This is a genomic window from Albidovulum inexpectatum, from assembly GCF_002927635.1.
Taxonomy (GTDB): Bacteria; Pseudomonadota; Alphaproteobacteria; order Rhodobacterales; family Rhodobacteraceae; genus Albidovulum; species Albidovulum inexpectatum.
In genome coordinates, this window is sequence record NZ_PRDS01000007.1 from 133,972 (window position 1) to 159,270 (window position 25,299).

Consider the following 25,299-nt stretch of genomic DNA (forward strand, 5'->3'; position numbering starts at 1 on the left):
GATGAGCGAAACCGACAAACCCGTCCTGTTGCGGATGCGCGACATTCATATAGATGGCCGGACAGAAGAGGGCTGGCAGCCGATCATAAAGGGCGTGGATCTGACCCTGCACAAGGGCGAGGTCCTGGGCCTGATCGGGGAATCGGGCGCGGGCAAGTCCACGCTGGGCCTTGCCGCGATGGGCTACACGCGCGATGGCTGCCGCATCACGGGCGGCAGTATCGAGTTCGACGGCATCGACCTTGTCAAGGCGACCGAGCGCACGCGCCGAAGCCTTCGCGGGCGGCGGATCGCCTATGTGGCCCAGTCCGCCGCGGCCAGCTTCAACCCGGCGCATCGGCTGATCGACCAATATGTCGAAGGCCCGGTCGTTCACCGCGTGATGAGCCGGCAAGAGGCCGAACGCGACGCGGTCGAGCTGTATCGCCGCATGCGTCTGCCAAACCCCGAGGAAATCGGCTTTCGCTATCCGCACCAGGTCTCGGGCGGCCAGCTGCAGCGCGCGATGACGGCGATGGCCATGTCCTGCCGGCCGGATCTTATCGTGTTCGACGAACCGACGACGGCGCTGGACGTGACGACCCAGATCGAGGTTCTGGCGGCAATCCGTGACATCGTCGCCCAGTTCGACACGGCGGCGATCTACATCACTCATGATCTTGCGGTCGTGGCGCAGATGGCCGATCGGATCAAGGTCCTGCTGCGCGGCGAAGAGGTCGAAGAGGCCGACACGCGCACCATGCTGTCATCCCCGCGCGAGGAATACACCCGGTCGCTGTGGGCGGTGCGCAGCCATGTCAGCCCGGCCAAGCCCAGGCCCGCACCCGACGCGGTTCCGGTTGTGTCGGTGCGGGCCGTGACGGCCGGATATGGGCGGATGGACGTGCTGCACAACGTGAACTTCGACATTCATCGTCGCCGGACCGTGGCGGTGGTCGGGGAAAGCGGCTCGGGCAAGTCCACGACGGCGCGGGTCATAACCGGGCTGTTGCCGCCGCGACAGGGCCAGATCCTGTTTGACGGTCAGCCGTTGCCGCCCGATTACCGTCAGCGCACGCGCGAGCAGCTGCGCCAGATCCAGATGATCTACCAGATGGCCGATACCGCGCTGAACCCCAAGCTGCGCCTGCGCGACCTGATCGGTCGCCCTGCGCGGATGTATCTGGGTCTGAAGGGCAAGGCGCTGGAGGAACGGGTGCGCGAATTGCTGCGCCTGATCGAACTCGAACCTAACGAATTCATCGACCGGCTGCCATCCGAATTGTCGGGCGGGCAGAAGCAGCGCGTCGGGATCGCGCGGGCGCTTGCGGCCGAGCCGCGCTTTGTCATCTGCGACGAGGTGACCTCGGCCCTGGATCAGCTGGTCGCCGAGGGTATCCTGAAGCTGCTGGACCGCCTGCAAGGTGAACTGGACCTGTCCTACATGTTCATCACGCATGACCTGGCCACCGTGCGCGCGATCGCCGACGACGTGGTGGTCATGCAGAATGGCCGGGTGGTCGAACAGGGGCCAAAGGACGACATGTTCCGCCCGCCGCATGACCCCTATACCGAGCTGCTGCTGTCGTCCGTGCCCGAGATGGACCCCGACTGGCTGACGCGCCTTCTGGCCGAACGCGAGAAGGGAAAGGCGGGTGCCGCTGCCGATGCCTGAGCGTCAGGTTGCGGGCTTGTGCCTTTCGGTGCGGCGGGCTTCCCGGTGGGCGCGCACCTCGCGCCCAAGCTGGGCGGTATAGCGGGCCAGATCGACCAGCACGCTTTCGGCTTGCACGGCGACCCGTGCCGCGATTGCATCGGCGATGGCAGTGTGCAGGGCGACGATCCTTTCGCGTGAACGTGCGGTAAAGGTGATCATGTTCATCAGGGGCTGCATTGCCTCGACCGCGCCCGAAAGGTGATAAGACAGCACCGGATTGTCCGCGGCCTCGATCAGGGTCCGGTGAAAGGCGACGTCGGAAGCGCAGAAATCCTCATCCGACAGGCCGGGCAGGGTTTGGCGCGCTATCTCTGCGCGCATCCGTCCCAGGTGGTCGGCCGTTCGACGCTGGGCAGCAAAGGGGATGCAGGCACGTTCCAGCGCAAAGCGCGCCTCGCAAGCGGTTTCGAAATCGACGCCGTTCATCGACAACAGAAGGGTCGAGATCGTCACCTGTTCGGCCGAGGCCTGATCGTAGCTCAGCCGATTGACAAAGGCGCCGCCCGTCGCGCCGCGTTGGGTGCGGATCAGGCTTTGCGCCGCAAGACGCTTGAGGGCCTCGCGCACCGTGGGGCGCGAGACGCCGAAATGGTCGGCCAGTTCCTGCTCGGACGGCAGGCGTTGATCGACGATCAGCTGGCCTTCGATGATCGCGGCGCGGATCGCATCGGCGATCTGGACGGGCTTTTCGCCGCCTTCGTCCTTCAGCGTCAGGCCGTCCATGTGTCCTCTTCAATTGTCAGACAATAAATGTTTGACATTTCGGTTTCCCGACCTGAACGTAAGTTCGACAGGCGCGCGCGTCCACCACTTTCTGGGCCCGCGCGCCGGGCTTGGACGTTCGGGGGGATCATGGCGTCATCCGGGTCATTGTCGGGACGGTTCCGCGGCTTCCGGCTGCCGGTGTGGGAGGTCTGGCTTGCGGTCTACGGCCTCATTCTGCTGGCCTGGATCGGTATCGCGGCAATGTCCATGCAATGGCAGCCAGACGGTTCGGTCCCCGCCGAGTTCTGGGCGATGCTGTGCTCTCCGGCCGCTGCGATCAGCCCGTTTTCGCTGTGGGCCATGTGGGGCTTGATGTCGGTCGCGATGATGTTACCGGGTTTTCTGCCGGTGCTGTCGACCCATTCCGATCTGCGCCGCGCCGGCGCGGGTTCGGGGGGCGAGGCCGCGGGCCTTGTGGCCGGATATCTGGCGGTATGGCTGGGCGCGTCTGCCTTCGGGGCCGCAACCCAGTACGGGTTGTCGCGGCTGGGGCTGGTCAGCCCGCTGGGCCAGAGCCTGTCGCCCTGGCTGAATGCGGGCCTTCTGATCGCGGCCGGACTGTACCAGTTTTCGGCGCTCAAGGCGGCGTGCCTGACGCGCTGCCGAATGCCGCTGACGGTTTTCATGTCGCATTGGCGGCCGGGGCCAGCTGCGGGCTTTGCCCTCGGTCTGCGGTTCGGGGCGCATTGCCTGGGCTGTTGCTGGGCGCTGATGCTTCTGGGGCTGGTCGGTGGCGTGATGAGCCTTGGCTGGATGGGGGCTGCGACGCTGTTCATGGCATTCGAGAAACTGCCCGCCATAGGGCGGCGCCTGACGGCGCCGGCGGGTCTTTTGCTGATCGTGGCGGGGGGCGTGGCCGCGCTCTCGGCCCTGCATCTTGTCTGAGGGAGGAACGTCATGGCCGATAGCTTGCCCGAATGGGCGATCAAGGGCGAATTGATCCTGAACTGCAATTGCACGGTGTTCTGCCCCTGCGTGATTTCGCTGGGCGACCATCCCCCGACCGAGGGCTATTGCATGGGTTGGGCCGGTATCCGGATCGATCAGGGTCACTATGACGGGGAGGACCTGTCCGGGCTGAATGTCGGCCTGCTGCTGGAGATTCCGGGCAAGATGGCGCGCGGAAACTGGAAGGCCGCGGCCTATATCGACGAACGCGCCTCGGACAAGGCCTATAACGGGCTGGTGAAGATCTTCACCGGTCAGGCGCGCGGCACGACCGGCCTGTTCCGCATCCTGGTCAGCGAATTCCTTGGCGCCACGCGTGCGCCGATCGAATACCAGACCGAGGGCAAGACGCGTCGCCTGATGGTCGGCAAGGCGATCAAGGGCGAGGTGGCTCCGGTACCGGGACATGGCGGCAAGGATATCGTCGTGACGAACACCCAGTACTGGATGGGGCCCGACGTCACGGTTGCCAAGGCGTCGCAGGGCCGGGTGCGGGCATTCGGGCGGGTCTGGGATTTCGACGGACGCTCGGCCGAGATCTGCCAGATCGACTGGCATGGACCAAAATGATGGGTGTGTGATGGCTCAGATCACGGCTTCGCGGCGCGTGCGCCGCACGCCCTTTACCCCCGGCGTCGAGGCGGCCGGGGTCCGGGGTTACACTGTCTATAACCACATGCTGTTGCCGACCCGGTTCGGGGCCGACTTTGTCGATGATTACCACCATCTGAAGCAGCATGTTCAGGTCTGGGACGTGGCATGTGAGCGGCAGGTCAGCGTCAAGGGTCCCGATGCGATGCGCCTGATGACGATGTTGTCGCCGCGCGACCTGTCGCGGCTGCGCGATGACCAGTGCTTCTACATGCCCGTCGTCGATCGCGAGGGTGGCATGCTGAACGACCCCGTCGTCCTGCGCGTTGCACCCGATCACTTCTGGATCTCGATCGCCGACAGCGATTTCCTGCTGTATGTGCTGGGGGTGGCTGATGCGCTGGAAATGAATGTCACGATCGAAGAGCCCGATGTTTCACCCCTGGCCGTGCAGGGGCCCAGGGCCGATGATCTGATGGCGCGCGTCTTTGGCGATGAGGTGCGCGAGATCCGCTTTTTCCGCTTCCGGCGCATGGCGTTTCAGGGCCACGAGCTGATCGTTGCGCGATCTGGCTATTCCAAGCAGGGCGGCTTTGAGATCTATGTCGAAGGAACGGAACTTGGGATGCCGCTGTGGGACGCGCTGTTCGCCGCGGGCGAAGATCTGAACGTGCGCGCGGGTTGCCCCAATCTGATCGAAAGGGTCGAGGGCGGTCTGCTCAGCTATGGCAACGACATGACGCGCGAGAACACGCCTTATGAGGCCGGTCTGGGCGTCTTTGTCAATTCGCAGGCCGACTATCTGGGCCGGGCCGCGCTGGAGCGCCGCCCGATCGAGCGGATGATCCGCCCGATCGAGATCATGGGCGACGTTCCGCCCTGTGACAGGCTGTGGCCGGTCTATGCCGACGGAAGGCGCGTGGGGCAGGTGACCAGCGCCGCCTTCAGCCCCGACTTTCAGACGGGGGTCGCGATCGGAATGATCGACGCCACCCATTGGGAGGCCGGAACCGAACTTGAGGTCGAAACCCAGGACGGCATGCGCCGGGCCCTGGTGCAATCGAAATTCTGGATCTGAGGAGGAAGCCATGTTCAAGGCGTTGGTCGTCCGCAAGGACGAGGAAACGGGCAAGACGTCCGCTGCTGTCGAGGAGATTTCCGAAAACGACCTGCCCGAAGCCGAGGTGACGGTCGCGGTCGAATATTCGACCGTGAATTACAAGGACGGTCTGTGTATCGGGCCGGGTGGCGGTCTTGTGCGCAAATATCCCCACATTCCCGGTATCGACTTTGCGGGGACTGTCGAAACGTCGTCGGACCCCCGCTACAAGCCCGGCGACAAGGTCATTCTGACCGGGTGGCGCGTCGGAGAGGCCCATTGGGGCGGCTATGCGCAGAAAGCACGCGTGCGCGCCGACTGGCTGGTGCCCTTGCCCGAAGGCCTGACAACCCGTCAGGCCATGGCGGTTGGCACGGCCGGCTTTACCGCCATGCTGGCCATCATGGCGCTTGAGGATCACGGCCTGAAGCCCGGCCACGGTCCGGTTCTGGTGACCGGAGCGGCGGGCGGCGTGGGCTCGGTTGCCACGGCCATTCTGGCGAAGCTGGGCCATGAGGTTGCCGCCGTCACCGGCCGGCCGGAGACCGAAGACTACCTGCGCGGTCTTGGCGCGTCCCGGATCGTTCCGCGGGAAGAGCTGAACGAAGTGACGCGCAAACCTCTGGAGAGCGAGACCTGGGCGGGATGTGTCGATTCGGTCGCTGGGGCCATGCTGGGGCGGGTGCTCAAACAGATGAAATACGGCACCTCGGTCGCGGCCGTGGGGCTGGCGGGCGGCGCGGCGATCGAGGGGGCGCTGATCACGCCCTTCATCCTGCGCGGGGTAAACCTGCTGGGGATCGATTCCGTCATGCAGCCCTATGACAATCGCGTACGCGCCTGGCAGCGTATCGCGCGCGATCTTGATCTGGACAAGCTGGAGGCGATGGTTCAACCCGCAACGCTGGAAGACCTGCCGCGTCTGGGGGCCGAGATCCTGAAGGGGCAGGTGCGCGGCCGTGTCGTGGTGGACGTGAACGCCTGAGCGCCGAACCGCGCGGCCGGGGCATCGATGGTTGTTCCGGCCGCAACCGATGCTAGACTTGACGCCGTCTCTGCGCTATCAAGCCTTTCGTTAGCGCTAACACAGCCGCAAGGGACGGGCATATGGTTTCTCGCGTCATTCCGGTCGATCCGTTCGACCTCGTGATTTTCGGCGGCACGGGCGATCTTGCACGCCGCAAGATCCTGCCGGGCCTCTACAACCGCTATCTTGCGGGGCAGATGCCGGACGAAGCCCGCATCATCGGTGCCGCGCGCGCCGAGCTGGATGAAGACGGCTATCGTCAGATGGTCGCCCAATCGATCGAGGAATTCGTCCCGGCCCAGAAGCGTGACGCTGCCGTGATCGACAGCTTCCTGCAGCGGGTACATTACCTGCGGATCGATGCCCGCGGCACGGACGGCTGGGAAGATCTGGCCCGCATGATCCGCAAGGACGTCGTTCAGGCATTCTATTTCTCGGTCGCGCCGTCGCTGTTCGGCGATCTGGCGGAAAGGTTGCATGCCCACGGCATCTCGGGGCCGGAGTCACGCATCGTCGTGGAAAAGCCCTTTGGTCACGACCTGAAATCGGCGCGGGCGCTGAATGCGACGCTTGCGGCGCATTTCGATGAAAGCCAGATCTATCGTATCGACCATTATCTGGGCAAGGAAACGGTCCAGAACCTGATGGCGGTGCGCTTTGCCAACATCCTGTTCGAACCGCTGTGGAACGCGCGCCATGTCGATCATGTGCAGATCACCGTGGCCGAAACGGTCGGCGTAGGCGGGCGGGGGCAATATTATGACCAGTCAGGCGCGATGCGCGACATGGTGCAGAACCACCTGATGCAGCTTCTGTGCCTGATCGCGATGGAGCCGCCCTATCGCTTTGACCCCGACGCGGTGCGCGACGAAAAGCTGAAGGTCATCCGCGCGCTGCAGCCAGTGCGCCCCGACGACATCGTGCGCGGCCAATATCGTGCGGGCAAGGGGCCCGATGGAACCCCGCAGCCATCCTATCTTGACGACGTTGGCAATCCGGATTCACGCACCGAAAGTTTCATCGCCATGCGGGTCGAGATCGCCAACTGGCGCTGGAAGGGCACGCCCTTCTATCTGCGCACGGGCAAGAAGCTGCGCGCCCGGGCGTCCGAGATCGCGGTCGTGTTCAAGGAGGTCCCGCATTCGATCTTCGGCGATGACGAGGGCTGGCGCGAGAATGTCCTGTCGATCCGTCTTCAGCCGAACGAGGGCATGACGCTGTCGGTGATGATCAAGGAACCCGGGCCGGGCGGCATGCGCCTGACCGAGGTGCCCCTGGACATGACCTTTGCCGAGGCCTTGGGGGCGGACGGGCAGGACATTCCCGATGCCTATGAGCGGCTGATCATGGACGTGATCCGGGGCAACCAGACGCTGTTCATGCGCGGCGACGAGGTCGAGGCCGCCTGGGCCTGGACCGACCCGATCATTGCAGGCTGGGAGGCGCGCGGCGACCGGCCGCGGCCCTACGATCCGGGGTCATCGGGGCCCGAGGATGCGCTGATGCTGCTGCATCGCGATGGCCGACGCTGGAGGGAGATCCGCGAATGAACCTGCATGAATATCCCGACCGGGAATTGATGATGATGGCGCTTGCCGATCGCATCGCCGCCCAGCTGGGCGATGCGCTGCGCGGAAAGGATCGTGTTACCCTGTGCGTTCCGGGTGGAACCACTCCCGGCCCGGTATTCGATACGCTTTCCGACGTCGCGCTGGACTGGGACCGGGTCACTGTCTTTCTTTCGGACGAAAGATGGGTTCCCGAAGATCACGAGCGGTCGAATGCCCGGCTGGTAAGGGAACGTCTGTTGCGCAACCGCGCCGCCGCGGCGACCTTCCTGTCGCTCTACGCCGATGCGCCGCAGCCCGAGGACGTCATCGACGATCTGGCCCGCGCGATCGAGCCGCATCTGCCGATCGACGTCCTGTTGCTGGGGATGGGGGCAGACATGCACACGGCTTCGCTGTTCCCCGGGGCCGATCGCCTGGCCGATGCGCTGGCCGATGACGCGCCCATTCTGGTGCCCATGCGCGCGCCCGGCGCGCCCGAGCCGCGCGTGACGCTTTCCGCGCCGGTTCTTGCGGGTGCGATGCACACCCACATCGTCATCACCGGGCAGGACAAGCGCGAGGCACTGGAGCGGGCCCGGAATTTGCCGCCAGAGGAGGCTCCGGTCGCGGTCGTGCTGCCAGAAGCCGAAATACACTGGGCTGCGTGAGGGAAGAATGAGCCATTGGGACGATCTGCGCGCCCATGCGAAGGCGCATGAAAATCGCCGGATCCTTGATCTGTTCGACGCCGACCCGAACCGGGCGCAGGACTTTGCGATCGAGGCCGACGGGCTGTTGTTTGATTACTCGAAGACCTCGATCGATGCCACCGCCCGCGACATGCTTCTGGCGCTGGCTGAAAGCGCCAATGTCGCAGGCCGGCGCGAGGCCATGTTCTCGGGGCAGAAGATCAATGAAACCGAAGGCCGCGCCGTTCTGCACACGGCGCTGCGCAACCTCGACGGTTCGGTGTTCGTCGATGGGCGTGACGTGATGCCCGGCGTGCGCGACACGCTGGCGCGCATGGAGGCATTCTCGAACGATATCCGCTCGGGTCGTTTCCGGGGGCAGGGGGGCGCGATCACGGATGTGGTGAATATCGGGATCGGCGGATCGGACCTTGGGCCCGCCATGGCTTCGATCGCGCTTGCGCCCTATGCCGACAGGCCGCGTGTGCATTTCGTGTCGAACGTTGATGGCGCGCATGTCCATGACGTGCTGGCCCCGCTGAACCCGGAAACGACGCTGGTCATCGTTGCCTCGAAGACATTCACCACGATCGAGACGATGACCAATGCACGCACGGCGCGTGACTGGATGGCCCGGCGCGTTGCCGATCCGGGCGCGCAATTCGCCGCCGTCTCGACCGCCCTGGATCGTACGGCTGAATTCGGGATCGCGCCCGAACGCGTCTTTGGCTTCGAGGACTGGGTCGGCGGGCGCTATTCGATGTGGGGGCCGGTGGGACTGGCCCTGATGATTGCCATCGGCCCCGACCGGTTCCGCGAATTTCTGGCCGGCGGCGCGGCGATGGACGCGCATTTCCGGTCGGCCCCGTTCGGGCAGAACATGCCGGTGATGCTGGCCCTTGTGGGAATCTGGCACAACCAGGTTCTGGGTCACGCGACGCGCGCGGTCCTGCCCTATGAACAGCGCCTTTCGCGCCTGCCTGCCTATCTTCAGCAGCTGGAGATGGAATCGAACGGCAAGCGCGTGGCTATGGATGGCAGCGACCTTGCGGTCCATTCCGGTCCCGTCGTCTGGGGCGAGCCCGGCACGAACGGGCAGCATGCCTTTTACCAGCTGATCCATCAGGGCACGCGGGTGATCCCCTGCGAATTCCTCGTGGGTCGCGAAGGACACGAGCCGGACCTTGCCCACCACCACCGTCTTCTGGTGGCAAACTGCCTGGCGCAGGCCGAGGCCCTGATGCGCGGCCGAAGCCTCGAGGAAGCGCGGCGCATCATGGCCGCCAAGGGCCTGACTGGAGATGAGCTGGAACGCCAGGCGCGCCACCGGGTTTTCCCGGGGAACCGGCCTTCGACAGTGCTGTTCTATCCAAGGCTGACGCCATTCGTCCTTGGGCAGATCATCGCGCTTTATGAACACCGCGTATTCGTCGAAGGCGTGATCCTTGGCATCAATTCGTTCGACCAGTGGGGCGTGGAGCTGGGCAAGGAGCTGGCTGTCGCGCTGGAGCCCATCCTGGCTGGACGCGAAAGCGCGGAGTCCAAGGACGGTTCCACCCGTCGCCTGGTCGCCTGGGCGCGTGGAGAAGCGATCTGACAGAAAGGGCCGGGCGCGGTGACGGATGCCGCGCCCGGTGGGTTATTCGGCCGTCTCGCGCAGGTACTGCGCGCAGCCTTCAAGCGCGGCGTAATCGTCTTCGATGATCCACAGACCGAAGGCGTCCATGAATTCCGCGAACCGCCCCTTGTCACGGAAGGCTTGGCCAAGACCAAAGTGATCGTAATGGGCCGTGAAGGCCCGCGCGACGCCGCCGATCAGGTAGATGCCGCCAAAGGGCAGGTGAACCAGCGCAAGATCCCCCACGACATTGCCCAGGATGCGGACGAAATCCTGGCCCGTGGCTTCGGCGACCGGATCGCCCGCCTGCATGGACTGCATGATCGAGGCCGCGTCGGCGCCGCCTTTGCGACCGGCCTTCTGGCAATGAAAATCGTGCAGCCGCACAAGGCCGCGCCCCGAGAGGACATCCTCGACCCCGGCGAAACCGTGCGCCACCTCGACGAAGCGGCGCAACTGAAGGTCATGTTCCGAATGGACCGGCAGGCTCATATGCCCGCATTCCGAGGCGCCGACGAGTCGCGTCGCGCCCATGTCATGCACCGGAGCGGCGTTGAAACCGGTCCCGACCCCGACCACCAGCCGCACCGAACCCGCGCGCGGCGCCCGCGCCGTGACCAGCGGGCGCAGGCTGTCCGGATCGACATGACCCAGCGCATAGCCTTGTGCCTGCAGGTCGTTCAGAACGGCAACATGCGCGATCCCGGTCGTCGGGGCAATCCGGGCGGGGTCGATCACCCAGTCCAGGTTTGTCAGGCGCGCCACTCCATCACGAACCGGACCGGCGGCCGCGATACAGGCCGCGGACAGGCCGGTCGCGCCCGTCTCGGCCAGGAAGTGGTTGAGGACCTCCTCGATCCCGGAATGTTGGGCATTGGCATAACGACGGATGGTCGCGCGATCCACGCCGCCCGAATGGGCAAGCGCCACACGCGTGTTCGTACCCCCGATATCGGCGACCAGAACCGTCCGATCCGACGTCATTGACTTACCCCCGTTGCAGCGCGGCAGCCCGTGCGTGATAGGACGCCTTGCACGCCAAGCGCAAGGCGCGCGCAATGCAAGGCCGCCATTCGTTTCATTCGCCCGGCTCGCTTGTGGTGGATCGGTGAGCCGATGACTTTGGTCGGGGCGCGGGCCCCGTCGATCGGCCCAGGATCAGGCCGGCCTCGAGCAGGCGGTCAACCGGTCCCGATTGCGGGTTTGCGATCAGCTGCAGCAGCATCGCCGCGGCCTGCCTGCCGGCTTCGCGCACCGATGACCGGGTTGCCGTGAACAGTGGATCGGCCCCGCCATTGCCAAGATAGCTTAGCTCGTCGTCATGCGTGACGACCGAGATGTCCTTGCCCATCCGCAGGCCGCGCGTCTCGATCGCGCGGCGCACCCCCATGGCGATCAGGACCGACGACGCAAGGAATGCCGTCGGCGGATCGGGCAGGTTCAGCATCTGCTCGGCCGCGTCATGGCCGTAGGTTTCGGTCATCTCGGCCGAGCGCATGAGCGCAGGATCGGGATCGATCCCGCGCCCCTGCAGCGCCGTCAGATAGCCTTCGCGCCTGCGGATGGCGAAGTCCATGTCCTCGAGCCCGTTCAGCAAGGCGATCCGGCGATGACCGAGATCCAGCAGAAAGTCGGTCGCCCGCACGAATGCGCGGCGGTTGTTCACGTCAAGCCAGGAATAGGGGGTCTGCACGCCCGAGGCGCGGCCATGCACGACGAATGGCAGACCGAGTTCCGCCAGAAGCGGGATCCGCGCGTCATCACGTTTCGGGCCATGAACGATGAAGCCATCGACATTTCCCTTTGCCTTCATCTCGCGATAGGCGCGGGCGACCTCGCGGTCGGGGACGACCGACAGGACCATGTCATAACCTGCCTGCGAATAGGTTTCTCCCGCGCCGGCGATGAAGTCGGCAAAGACCGGGTTCACGATCTCGTGCCGCGTCGAGACGGGAATGACATGGCCGATCGCCATGGCGCGCCCGGTCGCAAGCCCGCGCGCGCGCATGTTCGGACGATAGCCCACCGCGCGTGCGGCCTCGACGACCCGGCGGCGCGTTTCCTCGCTGACCTCGGGATAGCCGTTCAGGGCGCGGCTGACCGTCGTCTGCGACAGACCCAGATGTGCGGCCAATTGCCTGAGATTCATCCCGTCACCCAAAGCGCTTTGAAAGCACTTTAGGCCATGGCGCGACGAAGGGTCAACGGGACTGGCCTGGCAACGCCAATTTTTCATATGGGAACAAGAAACAATTGACGAAACCCCGCCCGTTTCCGTTATGATGCCTTCAAAGCGCTTTGGCTGTTGATTCCCTTGACCGCCGCGCTTTGACAATTTCGTAGGGAGGACTGCATGAAATATCGCTGCATGACATTCGCGGCCCCGCTGGCGCTTGCCGCCGGGCTGGCCTCGGCGCAGGATCTGAAGTTTCCGGTGGGCGAGGATGCGCGCTTCAACTGGGGCAGCTACAACCAGTTTGCCGAGAAATATGACCTGGCCGGTCAGACCCTGACGATCTTCGGCCCGTGGCGCGGCGAGGATCAGGTGCTGGTCGAATCGATGCTGGCCTATTTCGAGGCCGCGACCGGTGCCGAAGTCAGCTATTCGTCGTCGGAGAACTACGAACAGCAGATCGTCATCGACACGCAGGCGGGTTCGCCGCCCGATATCGCGGTCCTGCCGCAGCCCGGTCTGATTGCCGAGCTTGCCAGCAAGGGATACCTGGCACCGCTTGGCGAAGAGACCGAATCCTGGCTGCGCGAAAACTATGCCGCGGGGGACAGCTGGGTCAGCCTGGGCAGCTACAAGGGGCCGGACGGGCAGACCGCCCTGTACGCTTTCCCCTACAAGATCGACGTGAAGTCGCTGGTCTGGTACGTGCCCGACAACTTCGAGGATGCGGGCTATGAGGTTCCCCAGACGATGGAGGAGCTCAAGGCGCTGACCGAGCAGATCGTCGCCGATGGCGGCACGCCCTGGTGCATCGGGCTTGGATCCGGCGGGGCGACAGGCTGGCCTGCCACCGATTGGGTCGAGGACATGATGCTGCGCACCGCTTCGCCCGAGACCTATGACAAGTGGGTCAGCCACGAGATCCCGTTCAATGATCCGGCCGTGATCAATGCGATCGAGGAATTCGGCTGGTTCGCCAAGAACGACGCCTTCGTGGCCGGCGGCACCGCGGCCGTTGCAGCGACCGACTTCCGCGACAGCCCGAAGGGTCTCTTCACCTCGCCCCCGCAGTGCTATCTGCACCACCAGGCGTCGTTCATTCCGACCTTCTTCCCCGAAGGCACTCAGCTGGGCGTCGATGCCGACTTCTTCTACATGCCGGCCTATGCCGACAAGGATCTGGGCAAGCCGGTGCTGGGTGCCGGCACGCTGGCCATGATCACGCGTGACACGCCGGCTTCGCGGGCCTTCATCGAATGGCTGAAGACGCCGATCGCCCACGAGATCTGGATGGCCCAGTCCGGTTTCCTGACCCCGTTCAAGGGCGCCAATCCCGAGGCCTATGCCAACGATGCGCTGAAGAAGCAGGGTGAGATCCTGCTGAATTCGACCACCTTCCGTTTCGACGCGTCCGACCTCATGCCGGGCGCCGTGGGCGCGGGCACGTTCTGGACCGGCATGGTCGATTACGTCGGTGGCAAGTCGGCCAAGGAAGTGGCCGACGCGATCGAGGCCAGCTGGCCCAAGGAGTAAGGTCAACACTTTCCGCCGGTCCGGGGCAGGGCGTCCCGGGCCGGCCATCTGTTTCAGGAGAGGGCACGATGCATCCGACAATCCAGGCATTGATGACGATCGTGATCGGGGTCGGGGGCTGTGTCGGCTATTTCTATGCGTCGAATCTGCTGCTGGATCGCGTGATCTTTCCGCCCAGGGGCGCGAATGCAGGGCGCAACATCAATCGCGCCAACATGATCCGGCCATGGCTGTTCCTGTTTCCGGCGATCTTTGCGCTGGGGCTCTATCTTGCCTATCCGGTTGTCGCCACAAGCTGGCTGTCACTGTCTCGCGAAGGCACTTTCGTGGGCCTGGAAAACTACAGCCGCATGCTGGCCGAGCCCAAGTTCTGGGAATCGATGCGCAACAACATGCTGTGGCTGATCGTCGTTCCCGCCTTGTCCACCGCATTCGGCCTGATCGTGGCGCAGCTGACCGACCGCATATGGTGGGGCAACATCGCAAAGTCGCTGATCTTCATGCCGATGGCGATTTCCTTCGTCGGTGCGTCGGTGATCTGGAAGCTGGTCTATGACGCGCGCCCGGAAGGCCAGCCGCAGATCGGACTTCTGAATGCCCTGTGGCTGCAGTTTCAGGGGGGATGGGGCTCGCTACTGGTGCTGAAGGCCCTGCCGATCGCGGCCATTCTGGCCTTTGCCGCCGGCGTTGCATGGGGCGTCTGGCGCGTCGGGCGACCGGTCGCGACCGACCCGGCAGGTCTGGCGCGGCGCCCGTTGGCCGGGCTGCTGCGCGTGCTGGCTGTGCTGGCAGGGCTGTCGGTGCTGTATCTCAGCCTGCGCGGGGTCCTTGGCGTGGCCACGGCCGAACTTCCCTATGGCAAGCCGCAGACCTGGCTGACCATCCTGTTTTACAACAACTTCTTCCTGATGGCCGTTCTGGTCTGGATCCAGGCGGGCTTTGCCATGGTCATTCTGTCGGCCGCGCTGCGTGCCATCCCGGAAGAGACGATCGAGGCCGCGATCCTGGATGGCGCAAACCCGTTCCAGATCTTCTTCCGCATCAAGGTGCCCCAGATCATGGGGACGATCGTCGTGGTCTGGACCACGATCACGATCGTCGTGCTCAAGGTCTTCGACATCGTCCTTGCGATGACCAATGGCCAGTGGGAGACGCAGGTTCTGGCCAACTACATGTACGACAAGATGTTCCGCGCCTTCGATATCGGCGTGGGGTCGGCCGCGGCCATGGTGATCATGGCTCTGGTGACCCCGATCCTTGTCTGGAACGTCTACAATGTCCGCAAGGAGATGAGGTAGGCCATGGATCGCGTTGCTGGCCGCAAGTCCGCACTTGTCTGGACGGTTCATCTGTCCGTCCTTTTCCTTGTCGCCCTTTGGGTGGTGCCCACCCTAGGTCTGTTCATCTCGTCGTTCCGCACGGCGGATCAGATTTCGTCCTCGGGGTGGTGGAGCGCGCTGGCCACGCAGGAACGGCAATTGCCCGCAATCCGCGTCGAGGGCGAGCCCGAGCTGCGCGACGGGCTCTATGTGATCGAGGGCACGCTTTTTCCACGCGAACGATCGACGCTAAGCGCCTGGGGTACGTCTTCGCTCAAGCCGCAGGCTTACCAGCCGGGAGACGTGGCCGAGTTGAAGGACGGCATGACGCTGAGCGTGGACGACAAGGGCCGCTACGTCCTGACCTCGCCCGATCCGCTGGAGGGCAAGCGCCTGCCGCGCATCTTTGCGACGGCAACCCAGCCGCCCGAATTCACGCTGGACAATTACCGGCAGGTCCTGGTCGGGGCCAATACCGGCATCAGCATCGGTCAGGCCTTTCTGAATACCGCGACCGTGGCGATCCCGGCCACGGTGATCCCGATCCTGATCGCGGCCTTTGCGGCCTATGCCCTTGCGTGGATGGATTTCCCGGGGCGGGCACTGCTGGTCGCCGCGGTGGTCGGGCTTCTGGTTGTGCCGCTGCAGCTGGCGCTGATCCCGCTGTTGCAGCTGCATAACTGGGTTGGCATCGGCAAGGGCTATCTTGGGATCTGGCTGGCCCATACCGGCTTTGGCTTGCCGCTGGCCATCTATCTTCTGCGCAATTACATGGCCGGATTGCCACGCGACATCATCGAAAACGCGCGTGTGGATGGCGCGACGGAGTTCCAGATCTTCACCCGGATCATCCTGCCGCTCAGCTTTCCGGCGATCGCTTCCTTCGCGATCTTCCAGTTCCTGTGGACCTGGAACGATCTGCTGGTGGCCTTGGTCTTCCTTGGTACGGGCAACGATCAACTGGTGCTGACCGGGGCGCTGGTCAACCTGCTGGGTTCGCGCGGTGGGGATTGGGAAATTCTGGCGGCTTCGGCCTTCGTTTCGATCGCGGTGCCGCTGTTCGTGTTCTTTGCGATGCAGAAATACCTGGTGCGCGGCCTTCTGGCCGGCTCGGTCAAGTGAGGACAAGATGACAATGATCGACAAGAGCCTTTCGGCACGGGCCGGGGCAGACAAGGACTGGTGGCGTGGGGCGGTGATCTACCAGATCTATCCGCGCAGCTATCAGGACACGAATGGCGACGGGATCGGCGACCTTGCCGGGATCACCCGGCGGCTGGACCATGTGGCGCGGCTGGGCGCGGATGCGATCTGGATATCGCCCTTCTTCAAGTCGCCGATGAAGGATTTCGGCTATGACGTGTCGGATTATTGCGATGTCGATCCGATGTTCGGGACGCTTGCCGATTTCGATGCGCTGGTGGCGCGGGCGCATGAGCTGGGCCTGAAGGTGATGATCGACCTTGTGCTCAGCCATACGTCGGACCAGCATCCCTGGTTCGTGGAAAGCCGCAAGGACCGGACCAATCCGCGCGCCGACTGGTATGTCTGGGCCGATCCCAAGCCCGACGGGACACCGCCCAACAACTGGTTGTCGATCTTCGGCGGTTCCGCCTGGCAATGGGACGGAAAACGGATGCAGTACTACCTGCACAATTTCCTGACATCGCAACCCGATCTGAACTTTCACAACCACGACGTCCAGGACGCCTTGCTGGACGTGGCCAGGTTCTGGCTGGATCGTGGTGTCGACGGTTTCCGGCTGGACACCATCAATTTCTACTTTTGTGACAAGCAGTTGCGCGACAATCCTGCCTTGCCGCCGGAATTGCGCAACGACACGATCGCGCCTGCCGTCAATCCCTATAACTGGCAGGAACACCTGTACGACAAGAACCAGCCCGAAAACCTGGACTTCCTGCGCCGCCTGCGCCGCCTGATGGACCAGTACAATGCCGCGGCGGTGGGCGAAGTGGGCGATGCCCAGCGCGGGCTGCAGATCATGGCCGAATACACGGCCGGCGACGATCTGATGCAGATGTGCTATTCGTTCGAATTCCTCTCGCGGGAGCCTCTGACCGCGCCGCGCCTGGCCGAGGTTCTGGGCCGGGTCGATGACATCGCGCCCGACGCCTGGCCCTGCTGGGCGCTGTCCAATCATGACGTTCCGCGCCACATCTCGCGCTGGGGTCTGTCGGATCAGGCGGCGCGCGCCTATGCTACGCTGTTGGTCTGCCTGCGCGGGTCGGTCTGCCTGTATCAGGGCGAAGAGCTGGGCCTGCCCGAAGCCGAAATCGCCTTCGAGGACCTGCGCGACCCCTATGGCATCGAGTTCTGGCCGACCTACAAGGGGCGGGATGGTTGCCGCACGCCCATGGTCTGGCAACACGACGCGCCCCATGGCGGGTTTTCGACAGTGAAGCCCTGGCTGCCGGTCCCGGCCGAGCATCTTGCCCGCGCGGCGGACCTGCAGGTGGACGACCCGAACGGTCTGCCCGCCCATTACCGGCGCGTTCTGGCGCTGCGGCACGAACACGAAGCCTTGCGCAAGGGCACGCAAGGCGCCGTCGAGGCGCAGGGCGACGCCATCGTCCTTGTCCGCAAGGGGGGCGGCGAGGAAATCGCCATCGCGATCAACCTTTCCGATCGTCCGGGTGTTGCGCGGCTTCCCTTTGGCGATGGCACGCCCATCGGACAGGATCTGGGAATGGTCGCGCCAAAGCCCGATGGCACCGTGGAACTGGGGCCGTGGCAGGCAAGCCTTCTGGCACGCAAGACCGATTGATACGGGTTAGGGGGGAACGATGGCCAGTGTCACGCTGCGCGACGTGCAGAAATCCTATGGCGATGTGCATGTCCTGAAAGACATCAACCTGGAAATCGAACGTGGAGAGCTGGTGGTCTTCGTCGGGCCATCGGGCTGTGGCAAGTCCACCCTGCTGCGCATGATCGCCGGGTTGGAATCCATTACCTCGGGCACGCTGGAAATCGAGGGGCAGGTCGTCAACGACGTCCCGCCCGCGCAGCGAGGAATTGCCATGGTCTTTCAGTCCTATGCGCTGTATCCGCACATGACGGTTTACGACAACATGGCCTTCGCGCTGAAGATCGCGGGGCGAAAGCGGGACGAGATCGACACGGCTGTCCGCCGCGCGGCCGAGATCCTGCAACTGACCCCCTATCTGGATCGTCTGCCCAAGGCGCTGTCGGGTGGTCAGCGACAGAGGGTGGCCATCGGTCGTGCGATCGTGCGCGACCCGAAGGTCTATCTGTTCGACGAACCCCTGTCGAACCTGGATGCCGCCTTGCGCGTCGCGACCCGTATCGAGATCGCGCAGCTGAAGGAAAAGATGCCGGACTCGACCATGATCTATGTCACCCATGACCAGGTCGAGGCGATGACGCTGGCCGATCGGATCGTGGTCCTGACCGTCGGCAACGGGATCGGCCAGTTCGGCACGCCGCTGGAACTGTATGAAAGGCCGCGCAACGAATTCGTGGCGCAGTTCATCGGCTCGCCCGCCATGAACCTGCTGGAAGGAGAGGTGATCGGTACCGGTGCGGAAACGACCGTCAGGCTGAAATCCGGCGGTATCGTCCGCTCGGCCGTGCCGACGCGGGACTCGGACATGGGGCTGCCCGTTCGCGTGGGGATACGACCCGAGGATTTCGTGCCAACCGACGGTGAGGCCGTCTTCAGCGGAGAGGTCAAGCTGACCGAGGCCCTGGGCGAGGTGACCTTGCTGCATTTCCACGGGCAGGGAGAGGACATGCCGGTCATTGCCAAGGTGCCGGGCATCCAGTCGGACCTGCGGCACAAGCCGGTCAGCCTGACCGCGCACCCCGACAAGGTGCACCTGTTCCACGCGGGGCAATCGCTGCTGTATCGCTGATCCGTCGTTCGGTTTCGCAGGCCGTCCTACTCGGCCGCGATCTCGATGACGGGCTCCATTTCGGCGAATTCGGCCTCGGAAAGGTGGCACTTGATCTGGTGACCGTCAGCCATCTGCCGCATCGGCGGAACGCTGGTTTCGCACAGATTGCCCGGCACGCGCGATTTCCACCGACAGCGGGTCTGGAAGGGACAGCCCGGCGGCGGATTGATGGCCGACGGAATTTCGCCTTCCAGGACGATATGCTTTTTCTTCACATGCGTGTCGGCAATGGGCACGGCGGAAAGCAGCGCCTCGGTATAGGGGTGATAGGGCGGGCTGAAGACCTGCTCGGTCGTGCCGATCTCGACGACGTGGCCCAGATACATGACCAGAACGCGATCCGACAGATAGCGCACGATGGACAGGTCGTGGCTGATGAACAGCAATGTCGTCCCGTTTTCGCGCTGGATGTCCATCAGAAGGTCGGTCACGGCCGCCTGAACCGAGACGTCGAGTGCGCTGACCGGTTCGTCCGCCACCACGATCCGCGCATCGCCCGCAAAGGCGCGCGCGATGCCGACGCGCTGTTTCTGGCCGCCCGACAGCTGGCGTGGCATCCGGCGGGCGAATTCGCGGGGCAGCTTGACCAGGTCCAGAAGCTGCAACATGCGTTCGCGCCGTTCGGCATCCGTCTTGCCGATGCCAAAGACCTCCAGCGCCCGGATGATCTGCCGCCCCACCGTCATCGACGGATTCAGCGTGTCGAACGGATTCTGGAACACCATCTGGACCGAGGCAATCGTCTGGGCCGTACGTTTCTCGATCGGCGTATCCTGCACCTCGTTGCCCAGCAGGACGATCCGGCCGTCCGTCGCCGTTTCCAGCCCCATCAGAACCTTGGCAAAGGTCGATTTTCCGCAGCCGGATTCGCCGACAATGGCCAGGGTTTCGGCCTCGCGCGCCTCGAAGCTAAGCGATTCATTGGCCTTGACCACGCGCGCGGCCCCGCCGAACAGGGCATTCGCGCGCAGTTCATAGTATTTCTTGAGATCTGCGACCTGAAGAACCGGCGCGCCGATCGGCGTGCGCTCACCCTTGACCGGCGCCGCGGGCGGGGCATCCCAGTCGATCTCGTTCATGCGGATGCAGCGCGAACTGTGGGACGCGTCCCCGGGGACCGGGAACATCGGAATGTCGGCCGCATCGCAACGTCCGGCAACGAAGTAGTCGCATCTGGGGCCGAAATTGCAGCCCTGGGGTCGCTCATGCGGCAGGGGAAAGTTTCCGGGAATGGCAATCAGGGGGCGCCGGGTCTTGTCGGCGCCGGGCAGGGGGATCGAACGAAACAGCGCCTGCGTATAGGGATGGCGCATCTTGTCGAATACGTCGCGGACCGATCCCGTTTCCACCGCCTCGCCGGAATACATCACGGTGATGCGGTCGCAGGTTTCCAGGACAAGGCCCAGATTGTGGCTGATGAACAGCATCGAGGTGCCGTATTTTCGGCCCAGGTCCTTGACTAGGTCCACGACCGCGGCCTCGACCGTGACGTCCAGCGCGGTGGTCGGCTCGTCCAGGATCAGCAGCGCGGGCTTGGACATCAGCGCCATCGCGATGACGATACGCTGCTGCTGGCCGCCCGAAAGCTGATGCGGATAGCTTTTCAGGATCCGCTCGGGGTCGGGCAGGCGCACATCGGCCACGACTTCGAGCGCGCGGGCGCGTGCCTCGGCCTTGCTGATCCCTTCATGGACGATCGGCACCTCCATCAGCTGTTGTCCGATCTTCATCGCGGGGTTCAGCGAGGCCATGGGCTCCTGATAGATCATGGCAATCTGCGAGCCCCGGATGTCGCGCAGCTCCGCCTCGGGCATGGTTGTCAGCTCGCGCCCCCGAAAGCGGATCGAGCCGCCGGTGATGCGGCCGTTGCGCCCAAGATCGCGCATGATCGCCAGCGCCACGGTGGATTTGCCGCAGCCGGATTCGCCCACCAGGCCCATGGCCTCGCCCGGCTGAACCGTGCACGAGAAATCCATCACCGCCGGGATTTCGCGCAGGCGGGTGAAAAAGCTGATCGAGAGATTCTCGATCTCCAGGATCGGTCCGTCATGAGCCTGATCGGTCATCGCGCGTCTCCTGTCGGATATGTCGTTCGGCGGGACATGACGATCATCAGTCCCGCAGGCTTTCCTCGCGCAGGCCATCGGCCAGCAGGTTCAACCCCAGAACGAGGCTCATCAGCGCAAGCGCGGGCACGATCGCGGGGTGCTGCGCAATCGTCATCAGCTTGCGCCCCGCATTGATGGTCGAGCCCCAGTCCGGGCTTTCCGGTGAAAGTCCGAGCCCGAAGAACCCCAATGTTCCCAGAAGGATGGTGGTATAGCCAATGCGCAGGCAGAAATCGACGATCAGCGGCCCGCGTGCGTTTGGCAGGATTTCCCAGATCATGATGTACCATGGCCGTTCGCCGCGCGTCTGCGCCGCCGCGACATAGTCGCGTGTCTTGATGTCCATCACGATGCCCCGGACGATGCGGAAAACCGTGGGCGCATTGACGAAGACGACCGAGACGAACACGATCAGGATATTCCCGGGCATCGAGATTGCGTCCACGGCCGATGGCAGAATGGCGATCGCGCTGTCGGGTTCGCTGATCAGTGACAGATAGACATAGCCCCCAAGGACGACGATCACGGCCACCAGCAGGTTGCGTCGCGGTGGGTTCACGCGAAAACGCGAATTGACCATGGTCAGCAGGAAGATGATCGGGAACAGGAACAGGACAACCGCCAGATATTGCGGCATTCCGGTTTGCACGATCTCGGGCGTGACCAGCAGGTAGAACAGCAGGATCACCGGAAAGGCCAGGATGAGGTTGGCCAGAAAGGACAGGATACTGTCCAGGCGCCCGCCATAATACCCCGCAGGCAGGCCCAGCGTGATGCCGACCATGAAGGCGAAGATGGTCGCAAAAGGGGCGATCAGGATCACGATGCGCGACCCTGCGACCATGCGCGAAAAGACATCCCGGCCAAGGTGGTCGCCGCCCAGCAGATACCAGCCCGAACCGTCCGGCAAGGCCGTGCCCGGCGCCTTGTTCTTCATGCGGCTGACCTGTTCCAGAACGTCCTGCGTGATGATCAGGTCCGAGAAGATCGCGGTGAAGACCCAGAACATGACAAGACCGAAGCCGATCATCCCGATCGTCGAGTCGAACAGCTTGCCATACAGGCCAAGTCGCCGCTTGTAGCGCACCGACAGCGCAAACGTGATGCCCAGCGCGATCCAGACCGGCAGAAAACGGCGGGTCAGCGCCCCGATGATCCCGCCCTGTTCCGGCGGCAGCAGCGCCCCGACCATCGGATAGACCAGCACCAGTATCACAAGCGTGACAAACAGCAGGCGCACGGCAAGATCGGCCAGCGCGAGCGCGCGCGGCGTTTCGGCCACCACGCGCGTGGGCGCGGTCGCGGGTGTATCTGGCGCCAGAGCCGAAAGAACGGTCTGAACCAACAGCGCCGCAAGCAGCGCCAACGCGGCGGCCATGGTGACCGGGTTCAGGAAGGCCAGCGAACCGGTCCAGTCGAGAGGTTGCATGCTCACTCCTGCCTCATGAAATCCGGATGCGCGGGTTCAGCAGGACATAGCCGATATCCGAAATCAGCTGTGTCGCCAGCACGACCATTACCGCCACGACCGAGCAGCCCAGAAGCAGCTGGATATCGTTGTTGCCCGCCGCCTGAACCAGCGTCCACCCGAAACCCTTGTAGCTGAACAGAGTCTCGACGATGACGACGCCGTTCAAGAGCCACGGAAACTGCAGCATGATCACCGTGAACGGCGCGATCAGCGCATTGCGCAGCGCATGTCGCAGCACGATCGTGCGAAAGCTCAGCCCCTTGAGCCGGGCCGTGCGGATGTATTGCGACGTCATCACCTCGGCCATCGAGGCCCGGGTCATCCGCGCGATATAGCCCGTGCCGTACAGGGCGATCGTCAGGACGGGCAGGGCGAAATTCTCGAAGGTCACGTCGTTCATCGCGCCGGTCGCGGTTCCCTTGAACCACTTCAGCCCGAACATCGACGATGCAAAGACCGCGATCAGCAGAACGCCCGATACATATTCCGGAGTGGCGGTCGAGGCGATCGAGAAGGTCGACAGGGTTCGGTCAAGGCGCGACCCCTCGCGCATGCCGGCCAGTACCCCGATCAGCAGGGCCATCGGGACCATCACGACCATGACCCAGAACATCAGAATCCCGGTCAGGCCAAGGTGATAGGCGATCTTTTCGCCCACGGGCGCCTTGAAGAAGGTCGAAAAGCCCCAGTAGCCCTGCAGCACGCCGCAAAAGCGCGGCGCCGTGGCGGGATCCTGCCCGGGCTGGATGCAGCGTCCGGTGACCTTGCCATCCTGCTCGTTCCGCCAGCCCGGCACGACGCCCATCCATTCGCCATAGCGCAAGAGCATCGGGCGCGCGAAGCCGTTGCGTTCAAGCCAGCTTTCCACCTCGGCATCGCTGATGCGGCTACCGGCCTCGGTCTTGGCCAGCTTTTCCAGATTGGGCGGCAGATTGGTCAACACGAAGACGACGAAGGTCAGGCATAGCGCCGTCAGCAACATCACGAAGGTGCGCCGGACAAGAAATGTCAGCATGGGTAAATGGTCCTCGTCCCGCAAAAGGGGCAGGCATCATTGTTCCGAAAGGCCTCGGATCGGGCCGGAGAACATGTCCCCGGCCCGGTCTCGGATCAGGCTTCGATCCACCACTTGTAGTGGTGATGTTCAAAGGTCGGATGCATGTCCGCCCCGCGAACATTCGGCTTGAAGTGCCGATAGACGTTGCGCCAGTAGGGCTGGATCAGCACGCCTTCGTCCTGCATGATCTTCTCGAGCTTCGCCATGACCGTGCGGCGCTTGTCGGCATCGGCGATCGACATGGATTCGGCCAGCAGGGCGTCGAATTCGGCATTCGAGAACCCCGTTTCGTTCCACGGCACGCCCGACTTGTAGGCAAGTGCCAGGACCTGCACGCCAAGGGGGCGCATGTTCCATTCGGTCGCCGAGAACGGGTATTTCAGCCAGTCGTTCCAGAAGGTCGAACCGGGCAGGATCGTGCGCTTGATCTTGATCCCGGCGTCGCGGAGCTGTGCCGCCACGGCGTCGCATGTCGCGGCCTGCCAGGAATCGTCGATCGAGATCAGTTCGAATTCCGTATCGGCATGGCCGGCGGCTTCGATCATCTCTTTCGCCTTGGCCGGATTGAATTCAATCGGCGGCAACTTGGCATATTCGGGATGGATCGGGCAGACATGGTGGTTTTCCGCCGGCGAACCCAGACCGGCATAGCCAAGTTCAAGAACGACCGCATTGTCCACCGCGAGCTGCAGCGCCTTGCGAACGTTCAGATCCGTGTAAGGTTCGGTTTGCTGATTGAATCGAACCGCGATCGTGGCCGCCGTGACCGCTTCGGACTTGGTCCAGCCGATCGTGTCGAAGATCTCGACGAAATCGCCGTCGGTGCGATGCAGCATGTCGATCTCGTCGGCCTCGGCCGCGGCCAGGAAGGATGACGGATCGGTGCCCAGGTCGATATATTCGATCCGGTCCAGATAGGGGCCGCCATAGACCTCGGTCCCCCACCATGTATGGTCGGGATTGCGAACCAGGACCTGGCGGACGCCAACGTCGTTCACCTCGGGCAGATAGGGGCCGGTGCCGATCGGGTTCGCCGATGGATCGCCGCCATCATAGCTGGAATGGACGATCGCCGCCGGGTAGTCTGCCATGCCGACGATGATCGTGATGTCGGGCGCGGGCAGCGTCAGCTTGACCGTGTGATCGTCAACGATCGAAATCGCGCCTTCGCGCGCCTTCTTGGTGGCTTCATCCACCAGCGCACCCATGCGCGTGGCCATCGAGTTGCCCTCGACCGTGGCATCGCACCAGCGTTCGATGTTGCGGGCCACGTCCGCCGCGGTGAAGTCGTCTCCGTTGTTCCATTTCACGCCGCGGCGGACATGCAGCAGGTATTCGGTGGCGTCCTCGTTCGCCTCCCAGCTTTCCAGCAGCATCCCGCGAAGGCTGCCGTCACGGTTGTATTCGACCAGGTAATCCAGCCAGCCACGACCGAAATTGGCAAGTTCGGACCAGTCCCACGTGCGTGGGTCCTTTTGGGCCTTGGTTTCCATCTGCACCCGCAAGGTGCCGCCCATCTTCGGCGTCTGCGCAAATGCGGGCGAGGGCGCGGCGAGCCCAAGCAGCCCATAGGCTGCTCCGGTCCCGACGCCCAGCGCCGAGGCGCGGGTCAGGAATTCACGCCGGCTCATCGTGCCTTCACGCACTTCTTCGGCATAGCGACGTGCGGCGGGATGGATGCCCTTGGCGGTCGGTCCTGTCATGTCTTGTTCTCCCCGGT

Annotated in this window: 20 protein-coding genes; 13 read left to right on the forward strand and 7 right to left on the reverse strand. The window is 64.0% G+C overall.

The features are described from left to right. The first annotated feature begins 1 nt into the window (after position 1). A complete protein-coding gene (locus tag LV82_RS11720; RefSeq protein WP_104071884.1) occupies positions 2 to 1,654 on the forward strand; it encodes an ABC transporter ATP-binding protein in 1,653 nt (550 codons plus the stop codon). Positions 1,655 to 1,657: 3 nt separating this feature from the next. Here LV82_RS11720 and LV82_RS11725 read toward each other — a convergent pair whose 3' ends face one another. Beyond that, complete coding sequence (locus LV82_RS11725) at positions 1,658 to 2,419, reverse strand: FadR/GntR family transcriptional regulator (RefSeq protein ID WP_104071886.1); 762 nt, start codon at positions 2,417 to 2,419, stop codon at positions 1,658 to 1,660. Between the two features lie 129 nt (positions 2,420 to 2,548). Between LV82_RS11725 and LV82_RS11730 the strand changes: the two genes are divergently transcribed. The 7 genes from LV82_RS11730 (at position 2,549) to pgi (ending at position 9,962) form a co-directional block, all read left to right on the forward strand. Beyond that, positions 2,549 to 3,346: a DUF2182 domain-containing protein gene (locus LV82_RS11730; protein WP_104071888.1), complete on the forward strand. Its 798-nt coding sequence runs from the start codon at positions 2,549 to 2,551 to the stop codon at positions 3,344 to 3,346. Positions 3,347 to 3,358: 12 nt separating this feature from the next. Next, positions 3,359 to 3,979, forward strand: a complete 621-nt coding sequence (locus tag LV82_RS11735) for a DUF1326 domain-containing protein (protein WP_104071889.1) — start codon at positions 3,359 to 3,361, stop codon at positions 3,977 to 3,979. A gap of 10 nt (positions 3,980 to 3,989) precedes the next feature. Then, a complete protein-coding gene (locus LV82_RS11740; RefSeq protein WP_104071891.1) occupies positions 3,990 to 5,078 on the forward strand; it encodes a dimethylsulfoniopropionate demethylase in 1,089 nt (362 codons plus the stop codon). 10 nt (positions 5,079 to 5,088) lie between these two features. Continuing rightward, positions 5,089 to 6,084 carry an acryloyl-CoA reductase gene (gene acuI / locus LV82_RS11745; protein ID WP_104071893.1) on the forward strand — a complete coding sequence of 332 codons (996 nt, stop codon included), beginning with the start codon at positions 5,089 to 5,091 and terminating at the stop codon, positions 6,082 to 6,084. A 122-nt stretch (positions 6,085 to 6,206) separates the two neighbouring features. Next, entirely contained in the window at positions 6,207 to 7,676 is a 1,470-nt protein-coding gene (gene zwf, locus LV82_RS11750) for a glucose-6-phosphate dehydrogenase (RefSeq protein ID WP_104071895.1), read from the forward strand. Continuing rightward, complete coding sequence (gene pgl, locus LV82_RS11755) at positions 7,673 to 8,344, forward strand: 6-phosphogluconolactonase (protein WP_104071897.1); 672 nt, start codon at positions 7,673 to 7,675, stop codon at positions 8,342 to 8,344. Before zwf ends, pgl begins: the two co-directional genes overlap by 4 nt. Before the next feature lie 7 nt (positions 8,345 to 8,351). Beyond that, complete coding sequence (gene pgi, locus LV82_RS11760) at positions 8,352 to 9,962, forward strand: glucose-6-phosphate isomerase (protein ID WP_104071899.1); 1,611 nt, start codon at positions 8,352 to 8,354, stop codon at positions 9,960 to 9,962. Positions 9,963 to 10,004: 42 nt separating this feature from the next. Here pgi and LV82_RS11765 read toward each other — a convergent pair whose 3' ends face one another. Further along, a complete protein-coding gene (locus LV82_RS11765; protein ID WP_104071901.1) occupies positions 10,005 to 10,967 on the reverse strand; it encodes a glucokinase in 963 nt (320 codons plus the stop codon). A 94-nt stretch (positions 10,968 to 11,061) separates the two neighbouring features. Further along, complete coding sequence (locus tag LV82_RS11770) at positions 11,062 to 12,132, reverse strand: LacI family DNA-binding transcriptional regulator (RefSeq protein WP_104071903.1); 1,071 nt, start codon at positions 12,130 to 12,132, stop codon at positions 11,062 to 11,064. Between the two features lie 204 nt (positions 12,133 to 12,336). Here LV82_RS11770 and LV82_RS11775 point away from each other — a divergent pair, with 204 nt between their 5' ends. From LV82_RS11775 to LV82_RS11795, 5 genes are all read left to right on the forward strand, one after another. After that, positions 12,337 to 13,689, forward strand: a complete 1,353-nt coding sequence (locus LV82_RS11775; RefSeq protein WP_104071905.1) for an ABC transporter substrate-binding protein — start codon at positions 12,337 to 12,339, stop codon at positions 13,687 to 13,689. Positions 13,690 to 13,757: 68 nt separating this feature from the next. Continuing rightward, positions 13,758 to 14,987 (forward strand): carbohydrate ABC transporter permease, encoded by a 1,230-nt coding sequence (locus tag LV82_RS11780; protein WP_104071907.1) that lies wholly within the window; start codon positions 13,758 to 13,760, stop codon positions 14,985 to 14,987. Between the two features lie 3 nt (positions 14,988 to 14,990). Next, a complete protein-coding gene (locus LV82_RS11785) occupies positions 14,991 to 16,130 on the forward strand; it encodes a carbohydrate ABC transporter permease (protein ID WP_104071909.1) in 1,140 nt (379 codons plus the stop codon). Between the two features lie 7 nt (positions 16,131 to 16,137). Further along, positions 16,138 to 17,793 carry an alpha-amylase family glycosyl hydrolase gene (locus tag LV82_RS11790; protein WP_245873151.1) on the forward strand — a complete coding sequence of 552 codons (1,656 nt, stop codon included), beginning with the start codon at positions 16,138 to 16,140 and terminating at the stop codon, positions 17,791 to 17,793. Positions 17,794 to 17,812: 19 nt separating this feature from the next. Further along, positions 17,813 to 18,901 carry an ABC transporter ATP-binding protein gene (locus LV82_RS11795; RefSeq protein ID WP_104071913.1) on the forward strand — a complete coding sequence of 363 codons (1,089 nt, stop codon included), beginning with the start codon at positions 17,813 to 17,815 and terminating at the stop codon, positions 18,899 to 18,901. A 26-nt stretch (positions 18,902 to 18,927) separates the two neighbouring features. Here LV82_RS11795 and LV82_RS11800 read toward each other — a convergent pair whose 3' ends face one another. The 4 genes from LV82_RS11800 to LV82_RS11815 all read right to left on the reverse strand — a co-directional run bounded on the left by LV82_RS11800 (position 18,928) and on the right by LV82_RS11815 (position 25,282). Then, complete coding sequence (locus LV82_RS11800) at positions 18,928 to 21,009, reverse strand: dipeptide ABC transporter ATP-binding protein (RefSeq protein ID WP_104071915.1); 2,082 nt, start codon at positions 21,007 to 21,009, stop codon at positions 18,928 to 18,930. A 46-nt stretch (positions 21,010 to 21,055) separates the two neighbouring features. Continuing rightward, on the reverse strand, positions 21,056 to 22,480 hold the full coding sequence (locus tag LV82_RS11805) for an ABC transporter permease (RefSeq protein WP_104071917.1): 1,425 nt from the start codon (positions 22,478 to 22,480) through the stop codon (positions 21,056 to 21,058). A gap of 13 nt (positions 22,481 to 22,493) precedes the next feature. Continuing rightward, positions 22,494 to 23,537 carry an ABC transporter permease gene (locus tag LV82_RS11810; RefSeq protein WP_104071919.1) on the reverse strand — a complete coding sequence of 348 codons (1,044 nt, stop codon included), beginning with the start codon at positions 23,535 to 23,537 and terminating at the stop codon, positions 22,494 to 22,496. A 95-nt stretch (positions 23,538 to 23,632) separates the two neighbouring features. Further along, positions 23,633 to 25,282 carry an ABC transporter substrate-binding protein gene (locus LV82_RS11815; protein WP_245873152.1) on the reverse strand — a complete coding sequence of 550 codons (1,650 nt, stop codon included), beginning with the start codon at positions 25,280 to 25,282 and terminating at the stop codon, positions 23,633 to 23,635. Between the last annotated feature and the right edge of the window lie 17 nt (positions 25,283 to 25,299).

Excerpts from the sequence above, each read along its gene's own strand:
- LV82_RS11795 (WP_104071913.1), top strand. The coding sequence starts at position 17,813 with ATGGCCAGTGTCACGCTGCGCGACGTGCAGAAATCCTATGGCGATGTG.
- LV82_RS11730 (WP_104071888.1), top strand. The coding sequence starts at position 2,549 with ATGGCGTCATCCGGGTCATTGTCGGGACGGTTCCGCGGCTTCCGGCTG.
- LV82_RS11735 (WP_104071889.1), top strand. The coding sequence starts at position 3,359 with ATGGCCGATAGCTTGCCCGAATGGGCGATCAAGGGCGAATTGATCCTG.
- LV82_RS11790 (WP_245873151.1), top strand. The coding sequence starts at position 16,138 with ATGACAATGATCGACAAGAGCCTTTCGGCACGGGCCGGGGCAGACAAG.
- LV82_RS11815 (WP_245873152.1), bottom strand. The coding sequence starts at position 25,282 with ATGACAGGACCGACCGCCAAGGGCATCCATCCCGCCGCACGTCGCTAT.
- LV82_RS11805 (WP_104071917.1), bottom strand. The coding sequence starts at position 22,480 with ATGCAACCTCTCGACTGGACCGGTTCGCTGGCCTTCCTGAACCCGGTC.
- LV82_RS11810 (WP_104071919.1), bottom strand. The coding sequence starts at position 23,537 with ATGCTGACATTTCTTGTCCGGCGCACCTTCGTGATGTTGCTGACGGCG.
- LV82_RS11725 (WP_104071886.1), bottom strand. The coding sequence starts at position 2,419 with ATGGACGGCCTGACGCTGAAGGACGAAGGCGGCGAAAAGCCCGTCCAG.
- zwf (WP_104071895.1), top strand. The coding sequence starts at position 6,207 with ATGGTTTCTCGCGTCATTCCGGTCGATCCGTTCGACCTCGTGATTTTC.
- LV82_RS11775 (WP_104071905.1), top strand. The coding sequence starts at position 12,337 with ATGAAATATCGCTGCATGACATTCGCGGCCCCGCTGGCGCTTGCCGCC.
- LV82_RS11800 (WP_104071915.1), bottom strand. The coding sequence starts at position 21,009 with ATGACCGATCAGGCTCATGACGGACCGATCCTGGAGATCGAGAATCTC.
- pgl (WP_104071897.1), top strand. The coding sequence starts at position 7,673 with ATGAACCTGCATGAATATCCCGACCGGGAATTGATGATGATGGCGCTT.
- LV82_RS11770 (WP_104071903.1), bottom strand. The coding sequence starts at position 12,132 with ATGAATCTCAGGCAATTGGCCGCACATCTGGGTCTGTCGCAGACGACG.
- pgi (WP_104071899.1), top strand. The coding sequence starts at position 8,352 with ATGAGCCATTGGGACGATCTGCGCGCCCATGCGAAGGCGCATGAAAAT.
- acuI (WP_104071893.1), top strand. The coding sequence starts at position 5,089 with ATGTTCAAGGCGTTGGTCGTCCGCAAGGACGAGGAAACGGGCAAGACG.
- LV82_RS11765 (WP_104071901.1), bottom strand. The coding sequence starts at position 10,967 with ATGACGTCGGATCGGACGGTTCTGGTCGCCGATATCGGGGGTACGAAC.
- LV82_RS11785 (WP_104071909.1), top strand. The coding sequence starts at position 14,991 with ATGGATCGCGTTGCTGGCCGCAAGTCCGCACTTGTCTGGACGGTTCAT.
- LV82_RS11780 (WP_104071907.1), top strand. The coding sequence starts at position 13,758 with ATGCATCCGACAATCCAGGCATTGATGACGATCGTGATCGGGGTCGGG.
- LV82_RS11720 (WP_104071884.1), top strand. The coding sequence starts at position 2 with ATGAGCGAAACCGACAAACCCGTCCTGTTGCGGATGCGCGACATTCAT.
- LV82_RS11740 (WP_104071891.1), top strand. The coding sequence starts at position 3,990 with ATGGCTCAGATCACGGCTTCGCGGCGCGTGCGCCGCACGCCCTTTACC.